At 68.8% G+C, this 910-nt stretch carries 1 protein-coding gene and 1 pseudogene; both read left to right on the forward strand.

Going from position 1 to position 910, the window contains the following annotated elements; translation table 11 throughout:
• A partial coding sequence (locus ABD357_RS44445; RefSeq protein ID WP_344397658.1) for a TOBE domain-containing protein occupies window positions 1-506 on the forward strand: 506 nt, incomplete at its 5' end.
• A 3-nt stretch (window positions 507-509) separates the two neighbouring features.
• A pseudogene (locus tag ABD357_RS44450) lies at window positions 510-910 on the forward strand (ABC transporter permease); the annotation flags it as partial.

Here is a 910-nt window from a genome sequence, read left to right on the forward strand (position 1 = left end):
TGACGCACGATCAGGAAGAAGCGCTGGTCCTCTCGGACCGTATCGCGGTGATGCGCAACGGCCTGATCGAACAGTTCGACACCCCCCGGGAGCTGTTCGAGCGGCCGAGGACGCCCTTTGTGGCGGACTTCCTCGGCGCGGCCAACTTCCTGCCCGGCCGCATCGAGCAGCACACCGACGAGTACACCCTGGTCCGCCTCGACGAGTCCGGGGGGCTGCTGAAGGCGCGCCGCCATGACCTGGCCTCAGGCGCTCAGGTCAAGGTCGCCGTGCAGCCGGGCCGGCTGCGGGCCTGTGCCACCGACGACGGTTTTTGCACCGGCACGGTGGAGACTGCCACGTATGTGGGCACCCTGGTCCGCGCGGGCGTGCGCATCGACGGCGATAAGGCGCCGCTGCTGCGCCTGGAAGTACCGGCCGGCCGCGGGCCCGTCGCCGGCGAGCGCGTCGGGATCAGCGCCGACCCCGAGGACGTCAACCTCTTCCCCACCGAACAGGGAGGGTGAGCCATGGCCGCCCTCACCGCCACCGCCCCCACCCGTCCGCGCAAGCTGCTGGCCTCGCGCAAGACCCGCATCGGGATCCTCTACGCCCTGCCGGTCGTGGTCTATCTGCTGATGCTGTTCGTCTACCCGATCTTCAGCACGCTGCTCCTCAGCCTGCAGGATGCCGGCGGATCGCTCACCCTGCACTGGTACGTGGAGGCGCTGACCGGCGTCAACCTCTCCGTCCTGTTCACCACGCTGCGGATCTCCGCCGAGACAGCCGTGTTGAGCCTCGTCTTCGGCTTCCTCCTGGCCAACGCGATCACCCGGCTCAAGCCCCTGTGGGCCGGACTGGCCATGCTGGTCGTGGTCGTCCCGCACTTCATCAGCGCCCTGGTACGCACCTACGGCTGGATCATCCTGCT

Origin of the sequence: Streptomyces vastus, from assembly GCF_039532825.1 — a bacterium.
Lineage (GTDB): Bacteria > Actinomycetota > Actinomycetes > Streptomycetales > Streptomycetaceae > Streptomyces > Streptomyces vastus.